This is a genomic window from Cupriavidus alkaliphilus, from assembly GCF_014191175.1.
In the GTDB taxonomy this organism is placed as follows: Bacteria; Pseudomonadota; Gammaproteobacteria; order Burkholderiales; family Burkholderiaceae; genus Cupriavidus; species Cupriavidus alkaliphilus.
Window position 1 is genome coordinate 551,785 of record NZ_JACHWE010000002.1, and the last position, 13,175, is coordinate 564,959.

The following is a 13,175-nucleotide window of genomic DNA, read 5'->3' on the forward strand; positions in this document are numbered from 1 at the left end:
CCCGAGCCAGGGCCGGCCAAGCCTTCAACCATTTGCGCTGACGGCGCTGGCGCTGGCGGTCTCCATGCAGTGCGCGCAGGCGCAAGACCGCGGCCCGGCGCAGGCGGGCACCACCGCGGAGGTGCAGTTGCCGACCGTGAGCGTGCGCGCCGACAGCGTGGAGAACTACGGGCCGGCGAACAAGAAGTCGGTGTCCGCCACCAAGTCCGATGTGCCGATCGCGGACACGCCCCAGTCGATCAGCGTCATCACCGCCGACCAGATGCGCGCCCAGGGCGTGCAGCGGGTCGAGGAAGCGCTGCGCTACAGCGCCGGCGTGCGCACCGAGCCGATCGTCGATACGCGGCGCAGCACGTACATGATCCGCGGCTTCACCGTGTCCCAGAACAGCCAGTACTGGGACGGCCTGAAACTGCCGGCGTCCGGCGGCTACGGCGGCTGGGAACTGGATCCGTACAGCCTGGAGCGCGTCGACGTGGTGCGCGGCCCGTCGTCGGTGCTGTACGGACAGACCTCGCCTGGCGGCCTGATCAACCAGATCAGCAAGCGGCCGCAGGCGGAGACCGCCAACGAGATCAACCTCAGCTTCGGCAACTATGACCGCAAGGAGATCTCGGGCGACTTCACCGGCGCGCTCGACAAGGACGGCAAGGTGCTGTACCGCCTGACCGCGCTGGCGCGCGACAGCGGCACGCAGACCGACATGGCCGGCGACGACCGCTTCTTCATCGCGCCGCAGATCACCTGGCGCCCCACCGATGCCACCAGCTTCACGGCGTACGCGCAGATCTACCACGACAACGCCGGCAACAGCGCCAACTTCCTGCCGGCGCTGGGCACGGTCACGCCGCTGGCCAACGGTTCGAAGATCCCGACCGACCTGTTCACCGGCGAGCCCGGCTTCGACCGCTTCAAGCGCGAGCAGTACCTGGCCGGCTATGAGTTCTCGCATCGCCTGAACGATACCGTGACGCTGCGCCAGAACCTGCGCTACGGCCACATGTACGTCAGCTACGAGAACATCGGCGGCAACGGCGGGCTGGTGGCGAATCCGCCCAACGGCCCCTACCTGCTGCGGCGCATCGGCTTGCGCTCGAACGAGTCGTTCGACCTGTTCACGGTCGACAACCAGGCGCAGGTCAAGGTCAGGCATGGCATCTTCGACCATACCATCCTGACCGGCATCGACTACTCGCGCTCGACCTTCAACCGTCTGCGCGGCCTGACCGGCAACACGCCGGCCGCCCAGCCGCCGCTGAATATCTTCAACCCGGTCTACGGCAATTTCGTCGCGCCGAACTACCAGACCGACGAGGACACCACGCGCAGCCAGATCGGCTTCTATCTGCAGGACATGGTGCGGATCTCCGACCGCTTCGTGCTGCAGCTGGCCGGGCGGTACGACAAGGCCAAGGTCAGCACCGACACGCGCGCCCTCGCGACCAACGCGGTCACCCGCACCGGCAGCGACGACGGCAAGTTCACCGGCCGCGCCGGCCTGCTGTGGGAAGGGCCCTACGGCCTCTCGCCCTACGTCAGCTACTCGACGTCGTTCGAGCCGGCCACGGCGGTGCCGCTGTTCGGCGGCGGCACGCCGCAGCCCACCACCGGCAAGCAGTACGAGGCCGGCCTGAAGTGGCAGCCGACCGGCAGCCGCAGTTTCGCCCAGCTGTCGCTGTTCGACCTGACCCAGGCCAACGTGCTGACCACCTCGCCGGTCAGCGGCTTCTCGTCGCAGCTGGGTGAAGTGCGCTCGCGCGGCGTGGAGCTGGAAGGCACGTGGTCGGTCACGCCCAACTTCAACATCCTGGCGTCGTACACGTACACCGACGCCGAGGTCACGAAGGCCGGCCCGAACGCGCCCAACGCCGGCAAGACGCCGCAATACGTGCCGCGCCACATGGCCTCGCTGTGGGCCGACTACCGCCTGTCCGGCGGCTTCCTCGCCGGGGTCTGGCTGGGTGGCGGCGTGCGCTACGTCAGCAAGACCTACGACCAGACCAACGTGACCGAGGTGCCGGGCTTCACGCTGGTGGACCTGGCCGCGAGCTATTCGTTTGCCCGGCACTACACGCTGCGGCTGAACGTCAACAACCTGTTCGACAAGACCTACGTCGCCGCATGCGACAGCGCCACCAACTGCTACTACGGGCGCCGCCGCACCATCATCGGCACGGTGACGTACCGCTGGTAAGCCGGGCATGGCCCGGCATGCCAACCCCTGGCGGCAGGCACGGCCCCGCACCCGCAACCCGGGTGGGGGGCCGCGGCCTTGCAGGAGTCCCATCACATGAAAGCCCCCACGCTACGCTTCTGGTACGCGATCCACCGCTGGACCAGCCTGCTCTGCACCCTGAACCTGCTGGTGCTTTGCCTCACCGGCCTGTTGCTGATCTTCCACGAGGACATCGACGCGCTCGCCGGCCAGGAACACCACGGCCTGGTGTCCGCTGAACGCACCCTGCCCGTGCCGGCGCAGCGCCCGCCGCTGCAGGGCATGGTCGACGCGGCGCGCGCCGCCCATGCGGGCCAGGCGCCCAAGTCGATCGCCTTCGCCGAGGATGACGCCGATGCCGTCGGCGTGCGCGTCGGCCCGCCCGGCGAGCCCAAGCTGCGCCACGGCACCACGGTGCAGTTCGATGCCGCCACCGGCGCGCCGCGCAAGCCCGGCCCGGCCGGCGAAACCGTCAGCGGCTTTATCCTCAAGCTGCACCTGAACCTGTTCCTGGGCCTGCCCGGGCAGTTCTTCATCGGCTTTATCGGCGTGCTGTTCGCGCTCAGCCTGGTCAGCGGCCTGGTGCTATACGGGCCCTTCATGCGCAAGCTGGCCTTCGGGCTGGTGCGTTTCGGCAAGCCGGTGCGCGTGGTGCAGGCGGACCTGCACAACCTGTTCGGCATCGTGGTAATGGTGTGGGCGCTGGTGGTCGGTCTGACCGGCACCTTCCTGTCGTTTTCGCCGCTGATCATCGGGCTGTGGCAGAAGACCGAGCTGCAGCACCTGATCGCCACCCTGCCCGGCCCGACGCCGCCCAGGCTGGTGCCGGTCGACCGCGCGCTGGAAGCCGCCCACCAGGCCGTGCCGGGCAAGGATCCGGCCTTCGTGTTCTACCCCGGCACCGAGTTCTCCACCGGCCGCCACTATGGCGTGGTGCTGCGCGGCCATACCGAGCTGCAGAAGCGGGTCTATGCGATCGTGCTGGTCGACGCCGGCGACGGCAGCGTCGCCGCGGTGCGCGGCATGCCGTGGTATCTGCAGGTGCTGCTGCTGTCGGCGCCGTTCCATTTTGGCGACTACGCCGGCAGGCCGCTGCAGATCCTGTGGGCGCTGCTGACCGTGATCACGGCGGGGGCCACCGTGACCGGACTGATCTTCTGGCTCAAGCGGCCGCGCCGCAGCCGCGAGGAGGCGCGCGCACCGTTGCCGCCGCAACTGTCGGGAGACCAGGCATGAAACTGATCGACGATACCTGGCCGATGCCGGTGCTGCTGGGCGCGCTGTCGCTGGGTGGGCTCGCGGCCGGCATTTTTGGCGACGGCGCGTGGGATGCGTTGTGCTGGGTCGGGCTGGGCGTGCCGGTGGCGGTCACCGCGGGCTGGCTGTGGCGGCAGTGGCGCGGGCGGGAGCCGTCTGCGCGCCGCTGAGCCGCGCGCGTGCCCGCGCATCCGCCACCAGCGGGCACGTGCCGCAATACCCTTCGCCGGGCAGGCGGTGGTTCAGGCAGCAGATGCGCCGCACCGCCGCCACGCCGGGCAGCCAGGGCTCGGCGCCCGGACGGAAGGCGCCGTGGAACGGATTGCCGAAGCCGTCGGCGGACACGGCATTGCCGCTCCACGCCAGCACTTCCTCCTTCTGCGCCGCCGCAACACCTGGATGGGCGGCCAGCTGACGCGCGATGCCGGCGGCGGCAACGCCACCGGTACACCAGAGCAGCCGTGGCGATACGCGCGCGGCGACAGCGAATGCCGCCACCACGTGCGGCAGGTGTCGCGCGAGCAATGGCGACAGCAAGCGCGGTAGCGTCGCCGCGGCCGGCGTGCCGTCGTCAGGCAGCACCAGGCGGGCGAGACGGCCATCGGCCGCGACTTGCCATCCCAGCGCCGGATGATCGAACGGCAGGCGGCGCCGATGCAGCGTTGCTGCCACCAGCGCGCCGGGCAGCACAGCCAGCGTGTAGTCACGGAACCATGCCGCCGCCAGCGCGCGCCGGTCGTTGCAGCCCAGCGCCTGAGCGAGGCTGGCGAGGCAGGCATCCGCCCAGCTGCGGTCCAGTGCCGCGGCGCTGGCCGAGGGCTGCGCTGACTGCGTGGCAATGGTCAGGCGCTCGCCGAACGGGCGCAGGGGGCCGGCGAAAAATGGCGCAAGCAAGGCGATCATCGGGTTCCTGGTGCGGACGCACGCGCCATATGGGGGCGGTGCTTCACGGATGACGGATGGCCTGGCCCGGAAATTAGGGCGCGGCGGGCTGTTTGGTATTGCGGTTGGATTGTTGGTCGCGCTTGGCGGGCGTGGCTGTTTCGCCGGCGCAGCCGGCGACTTACTCTTTTGGACTTTTCCCTCCCGCCTGTTTTCTCCCCTCTCCCGCGTGCGGGAGAGGGGCGGGGGTGAGGGCCGGCGTATCCACGAAGTCAGCCGCATCAATTTGTGCGTCCCTGCATCACCCCGCAATTCGGCGACGACCGTAATTTTTCCCGGCGCCCGCACGTCATCCGCTCAGTAACGACCCTCCCGCCAAGCCCGCATGACGCTATTTGCCTCCCTGCCGCGCACGCTGCGCCTTACCATCGTCCTGGCCGCCGCGGCCAGCCTGGCCGCCGGCCTGTGCGCGGTCGGCATGGTGGCGCTGATCAACCGCGTGCTGGCCACGCAGGGCGCCGCGGCGCCACAACTGGCGCTGCCGTTCGCGGCGCTGGCCATCGCGGTGCTGGCGTGCCGCACGCTGGCGTCGACGCTGTTCGTGCGCGTCAGCCAGAGCGCGCTGGCGCGCATCCGCGCACAGATCTGCGAACGCTTTATCGGCGCGCCCTATCCGCATATCGAGCAGACCGGCAATGCCCGCGTGCAGGCGGCGCTGGCGGACGACAGCACCCATGTCGCCAACGGCCTGTCGGTGATCCCCGTGGTGCTGACCAACGCCATGGTGGTGCTGGGCTGCCTGGGCTACCTGGCCTGGCTGTCCTTGCCGACCTTCGCCATTGCCTGCGCGATCCTGGGCGTGGGTTCGTGGATCTATCACCTGAACCACCGCCGCGCGCTGGTGCACCTGAAGCAGGCCGGCGTCGCCCAGGACACGCTGCACGGCCAGTTCAAGGCGCTGGTGGCCGGCGCGCGCGAGCTCAAGCTCAACCACGACAAGCAGCGCGGCTTCCTGCGCGACAGCCTCGGCGCCACGCTCGAAGCGGTGCGCGCGGCGCGCACGCGCGGCCTGTCGATCTTCTTCGTGGCGCTGGGGTTCGGCAGCTTCCTGTTCTTCGCGGTCATCGGCGGCGTGCTGTTCGTGCCGCGCGCGACGCCGCTCGATCCGGCGGTGATGACAGGGTTCACCATCATGTTCCTGTACATCATGTCGCCGCTCGAATCGCTGCTGAACGCGCTGCCGGCGCTGAGCATGGGCCGCGTCGCCTACGCGCGCATCGAGGCGCTCGGTGCCGACGCCGATCCCGAGGCGCCGCCGGGCGCGGCGCCTGCCGCGCCGTTCTCGTCGGTTGCACTCGACGGCGCCAGCCATCGCTACTTCCACGAGGGCGAAAACAGCTTCTTTGCGCTCGGGCCGGTCGACCTGGTGCTGCGCGCCGGCGAGATCGTGTTCCTGGTGGGTGGCAACGGCAGCGGCAAGACCACGCTGGCCAAGCTGGTCGCGGGGCTGTACCCGCCGCTGTCGGGCCGCCTGCTCCATAACGGCAAGGCGGCCGACCCGGCGCGGCTGGCCGACTACCGGGCGCTGTTCTCGGCGGTGTTCTCGGACTTCCACCTGTTCGACACGCTGCTGGCGCACGACCCGCAGGACCAGGCCCTGGCCAACCGCCTGATCGAGCGCTTCCAGCTCGGCCACAAGGTCAGCGTGCGCGCGGGCCGCTTTACCACGCAGGCACTGTCGCAGGGCCAGCGCAAGCGGCTGGCGCTGATCGTTGCCTGCCTGGAGCGCCGGCCGGTGCTGATCCTCGACGAATGGGCCGCCGACCAGGATCCGCTGTTCAAGGACATCTTCTATCGCGAGGTGCTGCCGGAACTGCGCGCGCAGGGCAAGGCGGTGCTGGTGATCTCGCACGACGACCGCTATTTCGGCCTGGCCGACCGCGTGGTCAGGATCGAGAACGGGCAGATTGCCGGCGACGCCGCGCCGCCCGCCGCCAAGCCGGTGCCGCAAGCCTCCGCCGCCTGACCCCTTCTTCCCCATCGGTACCGATCATGGCACTGCATCCCGATCTCGAAGCGCTGCTCGACATGGTGGAAATCGCCACCGCCACCGGCAAGCGTCCGGTCATCCACCAGCTCACGCCGGCGCAGGCGCGGCGCGAATTCGACGCGGCCTCGGCCGCGCTGGACCTGCCGCCCGAGCCGCTGGCGCGGGTCGAAGCGCTGCTGATCCCTGCCCGCGACGGCCAGCGCCTCGATGCCCGCCTCTATGCGCCGCGCGCGCACGGCGACGTGCCGGCGCTGCCGGTGCTGCTGCATTTCCACAGCGGCGGCTTCACCGTGGGCAGCCTGGACTCGCATGCCGCGCTGTGCAGCGCGCTGGCGTCGCGCACGCCCTGCGCGGTGCTGTCGGTGGCGTACCGGCTGGCACCGGAGCACCGCTTCCCGACCGCGGCCCACGACGCCATCGACGCGCTGGCATGGCTGGGCGCGCACGCGGCCACGCTGGGGCTGGATCCGGAGCGGATTGCCGTGGGCGGCGACAGCGCCGGCGGCACGCTCAGCGCGGTGCTGGCGCTGGCCGCGCGCGACGATCCCGCGCTGCCGCAGCCTTGCCTGCAAGTGCTGTGCTACGCGGGACTGGGCGGACACACCGACACCGCTTCGCACCGGCGCTACGGTCAGGGCTACCTGCTGGATACGGACACCATCGAATGGTTCTACCGCCAGTACCTGCGCGATGCCGGCGACCGTGGCGACTGGCGCTTCGCGCCGCTGCTGGCGCCCGATCATCGCGGCGTGGCGCCGGCCCTGCTGGTGCTGGCCGAATGCGATCCGCTGCGCGACGAGGGCCACGCCTATGCCCGCAAGCTGGCCGATGCCGGCGTGCCGGTGACGGTGCGCGAGTATGCGGGCATGGTCCACGAGTTCCTGCGCATGGGCAATATCGTTGCCGATGCCGCGCAGGCGCACGAGGACATCGCCGCGGCGCTGGCGCAGGCGTTTGCCTGCGTGCCGGGCCGGGTGCAGCCGCTTGCGGCGCACCTAAATTCGGCCTCCGCTGCCTCGTCTCGATAGGCATGGCGGGCAGCGCCAGGCGCGCCGCCCGCAACCATCGCTTCGCCTGCACAGGACTTCGATGCCGACTACGCTCTCTCCCTTCCCTCGCCACGTTTCCTTCGCCGCAGACCCCGCGCTGCGCTGCGAAAGCCGCTTCGACGGCGCACAGCTTACCGTCACGCAAGCCGCCGCCGCGCCGGTCCGCTTCGCGCTGCACGGCGACACCCTGCGGCTGCTCGAGACCGAGGCCGATGCCGCCGCGCTGGCGCATGCCGCGATGGCGGCGCTGGACGCCGCGTTCGCGCATGGCGCGCCGCGCACGCTGCGCGTCCAGCTCGAGTCCCGCGACGCCGGGCAACGGCTGCATGCACTTGGCGTGCTGGGGCGCGATGCGTCCGGCGCGCGCGGCAGCGTGGCCCATGCCGAACTGCTGTGGCAACGCCCCGAGCTTTACCTTGCGCCATCGGCCGGGCCGTATCCGCTGCGCTATGCGCTGACCGACGGCAAGCGCCATCCGCAGCGCGCGCCCAAGCCGCACGGCGTGGTCTACGCGCGCCATATCCCGTGGCTGGACCAGACCCTGACGCTGCGCGCCGCCGAGCTCGAGCGCGACCTGCCGCTGCTGCACCGCTGGATGAACGACCCCGACGTGGCGTACTTCTGGAACGAGGAAGGCGACGAGGCCAAACATCGCGCCTACCTGCAGGGGCTGCTCGACGACCCGCACATGCTGCCGCTGATCGCCGCATTCGACGACGCGCCGTTCGGCTACTTCGAGGTGTACTGGGCCAAGGAGAACCGCATCGCGCCGTTCTACGACGCGCACGACCACGACCGTGGCTGGCATGTGCTGATCGGCGAGCCGGCGTTCCGCGGCAAGGCCTTCCTGACCGCGTGGTTCCCCGCGATCCAGCACTACCAGTTCCTCGACGATCCGCGCACCCAGCGCATCGTGGGCGAGCCGCGCGCCGACCATGTGCGCCAGATCGCCAACCTCGACAAGGCCGGCTTTTCCAAGGTCAAGGAGTTCGACTTCCCGCACAAGCGCGCCATGCTGGTGATGCTGCTGCGCGAGCGCTTCTTTGGCGAACACCTGCTGCTTCCCTCCCTGGCCTCTTCTTCGACTGCTCAGCAAGGACCGAACCCATGACGCTACGCGAGACTCCCCCGGCCGCCCACGACCTGATCGGCATCGGCTTCGGGCCGTCCAACCTGGCCCTGGCGATCGCGCTGCAGGAGCAGGCCACGGCCGGCCGCCCGCTCGACGCCCACTTCATCGAGAAGCAACAGGACTACCAGTGGCACGGCAATACCCTGGTGGCCCAGAGCGAGATGCAGATCTCGTTCCTGAAGGACCTGGTGTCGATGCGCAACCCGACCAGTCCGTACAGCTTCATCAACTACCTGCACCGCCACGGGCGCCTGGTCGATTTCATCAACCTGCGCACCTTCTACCCCAGCCGCATGGAGTACAACGACTACCTGCGCTGGGCGGCCAGCCACTTTGCCGCGCAATGCAGCCACGGCGAGGAAGTGGCGCGGATCGAGCCGGAAGCCCAGGGCGGGCGCATCGGACGCGTGCGGGTGGTGTCGGTCGATGCGCAGGGCCGCGAGCGCACGCGACTGGCGCGCGCCATCGTGCTGTCGACCGGCGGCACCCCGCGCATTCCGGAGGCGTTTGCCGGTCTGCGCGGCGACCCGCGCCTGACCCACCACAGCGGCTACCTGAACTGGATCGGCACGCAGCCCTGCGCCGGCGGCAAACCCATGCGCATCGCGGTGATCGGCGCCGGCCAGAGCGCCGCCGAGGCCTTTATCGACCTGCACGACAACTATCCTTCGGTGAAGGTGGACTGGATCATCCGCGGCGCGGCGCTGAAACCGGCCGACGACAGCCCCTTCGTCAACGAGATCTTTGCGCCGGCCTACACCGATGTGGTGTTCGAGCAGGCGCAGGCGGGCCGCGACCGGCTGATCGACGAATACCTGAACACCAACTACTCGGTCATCGACGCCAACCTGATCGACCAGATCTACGCCATGCTGTACCGGCAGAAGGTGTGCGGGCAGTTCCGCGTCAACCTGCTGACCTGCAAGGCGGTGCAAAGCGCGCAATGCAGCGCCAGCGGCATCGAGCTGGCCATCGCCGCCACCGCGCCGGGCGCGCCGGCCGACACCGACACGCGCCGCTACGATGCGGTGGTGCTGGCCACCGGCTACGAGCGCGAAAGCCATCGCCGGCTGCTGGCGCCGCTGGCGCGCTACCTGGGCGACTTCAGCGTGGACCGCAACTACCGCGTGCAGGCCACGCCGGAGCTGGCGGTGCCGGTGTACCTGCAGGGCTTCTGCCAGAGCAGCCATGGCCTCAGCGACACGCTGCTGTCGGTGCTGCCCGCGCGCGCCGAGGAGATCGCCGGCGACATTTACGATGCGCTCGCCGGCGAACGCCGCTGGATGGCGCAGCCGGCTCAGGCCGGCGGCACCCAGGCGATCGCCGCCGCGTAGCCGTCCGGAGCGGCAAGCCGGTACAACCGCATCCGCGCCAGCGCCGCCGCATGCCCGGCGAGCTGGCCGGCGAACTGACCGGATTCCGGCACCACGGCGAGGCGGCCCGCGCCGCCCCGCCCCTCCGCCACCACCGACACATGCTGCAGGTGGTCGGCGATCCCCAGGCCCAGCGCCTTCAGCAGCGCCTCCTTGGCGGTCCATAGCAGGAAGAACGCACGCGGCCAGGCGTCGGCCGGCAACAGCGCCAGCCACGCGCGCTCGCGCGGCGTCAGGCAGTGCGCGGCCAGCTCGCGCATCGCCGCAACACCCAGGGCCGGGTCGATCCGCTCGATGTCGACGCCGACCTCCCCGCCTGCCTCCGCCAGCGCGATCCACGCGTAGTCCCCCGCATGCGCAAGGTTGAACGCCGGTGCCGCGATGCCCTCGAGATAGGGCTTGCCATGGCTGCCCGTGCGGAAACGCAGCGTCGACGGCAAGCACTCCAGCCGCTGCGCCAGCACGGTACGCAAGGCCACGCGCGCGCCCGTGAAGCGCCGGCGGTCAGCGGCTTGCCGCAGCGTGGCGCAGTGCGCCTGCTCGGTGGGGCCAAGGCAGCTGGCAGACGCAATCGCCGCCGCATGCACCGGGTCGGCCAGGTCCACCTGCCATAGCGACAGCTGCGGCACCGGCGCCGGCAGGCGGCGCGGAAAGCCGGCATGGGGAAGGTTTCGACAGTCCATCCGTGTCCTGACGAATGGCGGCGACCCAAATTTAGGGAAGCCCCAAGGGACTCGGAAACGGCCTGGCGCCCACTGCGCCCGCCCCTAGACGAAGCATCCGTCGAGAAATTTAATTTCTCTCATATGCCGAAACGGTGCCATTAATTTCAATCTTGGTAACATCTGTGTTACGTTTTAATTAATTGCGAATCATTCGCATTCGTATTAACGTACAACTCCGCACTGCAGCAATCCCCAGGAGCCGCCCCCATGCTTTCCCTGACCGAACCAGGCCTACACGCCGCTCCCCTCCTGGCAGGCGATTCCCTGCTCGGACTATTCGTAGCCAATCGGCGCGCGCTGGTCGGTGCCGCGGCGCGCATCGTGGGCACCCGCGACCAGGCCGAGGACGTGGTCCAGGACGCCTTCCTGCGGCTGCGCGGCATGGCCGACGAGCCGTCGATCCGCTGCCGGCTCAGCTACCTGTTCCAGGTGGTGCGCAACCTCGCCATCGACACCTACCGCCGGCAGACACTCGAGCAGAAATGGATGGCGCCCGAAGACGAAGGCATCAACGCGCCATCGCCAACCACCACGCCCGACATTATCGCGATGGACCGCCAGGCGCTGTGCGCGCTGGCCGGCGCGCTGGCGGAACTGCCCGAGCGCACCCAGCGCGCCTTCGAGATGTGCCGGCTGCAGGGCATGACGCAGAAGGAAATCGCGTCGGAGCTGGGGGTTTCGCCGACGCTGGTGAACTTCATGGTGCGCGACGCCTGCATCCATTGCCGCGCCAGGCTGACCCGGCAACAAGCGATCTGAGCGTGCCGCGCTGGTCCTGCCGCGACGCCGCCGCTACGCCGCCGCGAACCGCTCCGCCAGGAACGCCGCGCACGCCGCCCACGAGCGCCGGTCGGCCACGGCATCATAGACAATGCCGCGCTCCGGGAAGTTGGCGCCCTCGAACGTAAACGCATGCCGCGCATGGCCATAGGCATGCAACTGCCAGTCGGCCCCGGCCTGGGTCAGCTCCGTTGCGATGCCGAGCACATCCGCGGGCGGCGCCACGGGGTCTTCCCAGCCGTGCAGCAGCAGCACGCTGGCGTCGACCGGACCTTGCGTGCCGATGCGCGGCGGCTGCAACACGCCGTGGAAGCTGACCGCGGCCACCAGGCCGGGCGCCGCGGCGCGTGCCAGGTCCAGCGCGCACAGGCCGCCGAAGCAGTAGCCCACCGCGGCCATGCGCTTGGGGTCCACGCCGGGCAACCGCGTGGCCGCTTCAAACCCGGCCAGCAGCCGCCGGCGCAGCAGGCGGCGGTCGGCCATCAGCGGGTTCATCAGGTGCGCGTTGTCGCCCTGCTCGTCGCCGCGCACGCCCTTGCCGTACACGTCGGCGGCAAAGCAGGGATAGCCCAGTGCCGCGAAGCGATCGGCGCAGCGACGCATCGCCGCGTTAAGACCGCTCCACTCATGAGCCAGCACCACGCACGGCGTGCGTGACGCTGCCAAACCGGCTGGCCTGGCGACGTAGCCCTCGAAAACCGTGGTGCCATCCGTGTAGGAGATAAAGCCGCGCTCCGGCGGCAGGCTTGCAGCGTTCATGGTTCCCTCCGTTCAGGCCGCCAGCATGCGGCCGCGCGGGAACGCTGTATTGAACGTTTGGGACGTGGTGGCGTGCGCCGGCGGCGCGCCAGTCAGAGGTAGAACGCGGGCGCGCCGGCCGGGCGCTGCCCGAAAGACGCCGCCAGCGGCGACTGCCCGCTGCGCGCATACGCGCCCGGCGTCTGCGCCACGCGGCGGCGCCATGCGCGGATCTGGTGGGCCTGGTCGCTGTAGCCGTGCAGCGCATCGCCCGCGCCGCACTGCACCGCCTGGATGCTGTGCTGCAGGCGCTCCAGCTCCATCAGCTGCTTTGGGCCCAGCCCCAGCTGCTGCTCGAACCAGCGATTCAGCTGGCGCCGGCTGACCGCCATCAGGCTGGCGACTTCCTGTACCTGCCGGCCCTGGCGCAACAGCGCGTGCGCCGCGCGCATCGACGGCAGCGCCGCCGGTTCCCGCAGCGCGGACAGCCGCCGCAGCAGCCAGGCATCCAGCCGGGCAACGATCCGCGCCGGCATCCAGGCGGCGCTCAGGTCGGCGCTGAGCGCGTGGCTGGCCTGGTCGCCCAGGTAGTCCGCGAGGTTCAGCAACTGGTCCCTGCAGTCGGGCCCGATCCCGGGAAACAGCCGCGCCAGCCCGGCGCCGCTCAGCATGGCCATGACGAAATACGTATCGGACCACGACTGCCAGCGCCGGCAGGCCGACTGGAACCCCAGCAGCGACACCGCCGGCACGGTGGGGCCGCCCACCATCGCGTTCGGACGCCCGAAGTTGACCGACAGCACCGCGCCCGGGTACGGACAGGTGGTGATATCGCTGCCGGCGTAGGCACCTTCCAGGTCCTGCACGAACCAGTAGCCGTCGACATAGGGCGTCAGGGATGGGCAGGGAGCATGCACCTGGAACATGGTGGCGTCGCGCACGGGGCGGGATGGGTTGGCACAGGCGTACGTTTA

12 protein-coding genes are annotated in these 13,175 nt (G+C 70.0%); 8 read left to right on the forward strand and 4 right to left on the reverse strand.

Annotated elements, in window-relative coordinates; translation table 11 throughout:
* Positions 1-64 precede the first annotated feature (64 nt).
* The 3 genes from FHX60_RS08985 (at position 65) to FHX60_RS08995 (ending at position 3,642) form a co-directional block, all read left to right on the forward strand.
* Positions 65-2,194, forward strand: a complete 2,130-nt coding sequence (locus FHX60_RS08985; protein ID WP_260163802.1) for a TonB-dependent siderophore receptor — start codon at positions 65-67, stop codon at positions 2,192-2,194.
* Between the two features lie 96 nt (positions 2,195-2,290).
* The gene (locus tag FHX60_RS08990; RefSeq protein WP_116602485.1) at positions 2,291-3,451 is read left to right on the forward strand and encodes a PepSY-associated TM helix domain-containing protein; all 1,161 of its coding nucleotides are present in this window, start codon (positions 2,291-2,293) and stop codon (positions 3,449-3,451) included.
* Positions 3,448-3,642: a hypothetical protein gene (locus FHX60_RS08995; protein WP_112776669.1), complete on the forward strand. Its 195-nt coding sequence runs from the start codon at positions 3,448-3,450 to the stop codon at positions 3,640-3,642. Before FHX60_RS08990 ends, FHX60_RS08995 begins: the two co-directional genes overlap by 4 nt.
* On the opposite strand, the gene fhuF is transcribed toward FHX60_RS08995, so the two are convergent.
* Positions 3,584-4,375 carry a siderophore-iron reductase FhuF gene (gene fhuF / locus FHX60_RS09000; RefSeq protein ID WP_183283122.1) on the reverse strand — a complete coding sequence of 264 codons (792 nt, stop codon included), beginning with the start codon at positions 4,373-4,375 and terminating at the stop codon, positions 3,584-3,586. The genes FHX60_RS08995 and fhuF overlap by 59 nt on opposite strands.
* A gap of 364 nt (positions 4,376-4,739) precedes the next feature.
* On the opposite strand from fhuF, the gene FHX60_RS09005 reads away from it, so the two are divergent.
* The 4 genes from FHX60_RS09005 to FHX60_RS09020 all read left to right on the forward strand — a co-directional run bounded on the left by FHX60_RS09005 (position 4,740) and on the right by FHX60_RS09020 (position 9,919).
* Positions 4,740-6,380, forward strand: a complete 1,641-nt coding sequence (locus tag FHX60_RS09005) for a cyclic peptide export ABC transporter (RefSeq protein WP_183283123.1) — start codon at positions 4,740-4,742, stop codon at positions 6,378-6,380.
* Positions 6,381-6,406: 26 nt separating this feature from the next.
* Positions 6,407-7,432, forward strand: coding sequence for an alpha/beta hydrolase (locus FHX60_RS09010; RefSeq protein ID WP_183283124.1), 1,026 nt, complete (start codon positions 6,407-6,409; stop codon positions 7,430-7,432).
* Positions 7,433-7,493: 61 nt separating this feature from the next.
* Positions 7,494-8,564 (forward strand): GNAT family N-acetyltransferase, encoded by a 1,071-nt coding sequence (locus tag FHX60_RS09015; RefSeq protein ID WP_183283125.1) that lies wholly within the window; start codon positions 7,494-7,496, stop codon positions 8,562-8,564.
* Positions 8,561-9,919, forward strand: coding sequence for a lysine N(6)-hydroxylase/L-ornithine N(5)-oxygenase family protein (locus FHX60_RS09020; protein ID WP_183283126.1), 1,359 nt, complete (start codon positions 8,561-8,563; stop codon positions 9,917-9,919). Before FHX60_RS09015 ends, FHX60_RS09020 begins: the two co-directional genes overlap by 4 nt.
* Here the strand turns inward: FHX60_RS09020 and FHX60_RS09025 are convergent.
* Positions 9,883-10,641: a 4'-phosphopantetheinyl transferase family protein gene (locus FHX60_RS09025; RefSeq protein WP_183283127.1), complete on the reverse strand. Its 759-nt coding sequence runs from the start codon at positions 10,639-10,641 to the stop codon at positions 9,883-9,885. The genes FHX60_RS09020 and FHX60_RS09025 overlap by 37 nt on opposite strands.
* Positions 10,642-10,890: 249 nt before the next feature.
* Between FHX60_RS09025 and FHX60_RS09030 the strand changes: the two genes are divergently transcribed.
* Positions 10,891-11,442 (forward strand): RNA polymerase factor sigma-70, encoded by a 552-nt coding sequence (locus FHX60_RS09030; protein WP_092315933.1) that lies wholly within the window; start codon positions 10,891-10,893, stop codon positions 11,440-11,442.
* A gap of 33 nt (positions 11,443-11,475) precedes the next feature.
* On the opposite strand, the gene FHX60_RS09035 is transcribed toward FHX60_RS09030, so the two are convergent.
* Positions 11,476-12,222, reverse strand: a complete 747-nt coding sequence (locus tag FHX60_RS09035) for a dienelactone hydrolase family protein (RefSeq protein WP_183283128.1) — start codon at positions 12,220-12,222, stop codon at positions 11,476-11,478.
* 92 nt (positions 12,223-12,314) lie between these two features.
* Complete coding sequence (locus FHX60_RS09040; RefSeq protein ID WP_311728373.1) at positions 12,315-13,142, reverse strand: helix-turn-helix domain-containing protein; 828 nt, start codon at positions 13,140-13,142, stop codon at positions 12,315-12,317.
* Between the last annotated feature and the right edge of the window lie 33 nt (positions 13,143-13,175).